This is a genomic window from Helicobacter sp. MIT 11-5569 (genome assembly GCF_000765695.2).
Taxonomy (GTDB): domain Bacteria; phylum Campylobacterota; class Campylobacteria; order Campylobacterales; family Helicobacteraceae; genus Helicobacter_D.
This window is the reverse complement of the sequence record NZ_JRPB02000043.1, coordinates 1-589: the sequence shown is the minus strand read 5'-3', so window position 1 is coordinate 589 and position 589 is coordinate 1. Positions and strand designations below refer to the sequence as shown.

Annotated in this window: 1 protein-coding gene; it reads left to right on the top strand. The window is 29.5% G+C overall.

All coding sequences use genetic code 11. The features are described 5' to 3' along the window. Positions 1–95 precede the first annotated feature (95 nt). Positions 96–589: C39 family peptidase (locus LS70_RS09865; protein ID WP_034291418.1), on the top strand; the 494-nt coding region annotated here is incomplete at its 3' end.

The following is a 589-nucleotide window of genomic DNA, read 5'->3' as shown; positions in this document are numbered from 1 at the left end:
TTACTAAAAGATTCCAAAGAGAATAATAAGAATCTTCAAGAATAATAAAGATATAATCCATAGGAAGACTTAAAGAATTGCAAATAAGGATTCCTATGTTACGCATTATTATTCTTTTATTTTGTCTAATCTATTCAAGCTTTGCCTTTGGTGTTAAATCTCTCCAAGATCTTCATAATCAAAATGTGATAAGACAACAATTTGAAGAATCTTGCGGAGCTTCTGCTTTAGCAACACTTATCAATCTTTTTGCCTTTAAGCAATACACAGAACAAGATATATTATCCCTTTTAAATCAAAAGACAGATATGTTAAGCTTTAAAGAATTACAACGAACAGCTAATGCTTTAGGATATACCACTAAAGGATTCCAACTTCAAAGACATATCTTAGAGCAAACTTCTTATCCTCTACTTGTTAGAATAGAAGATGATCCTAGATTTCCACACTTTGTAGTGATTATTAATTATCAAGGAGATTTTATTAAAGTTCTTGACCCAAACTTTGGAGAATATAAATCTACAAAGAAAGAATTTTATTCAATTTGGGATAAAAATCAAACAGGAGGCTTTGCTCTTATTATTGCAGA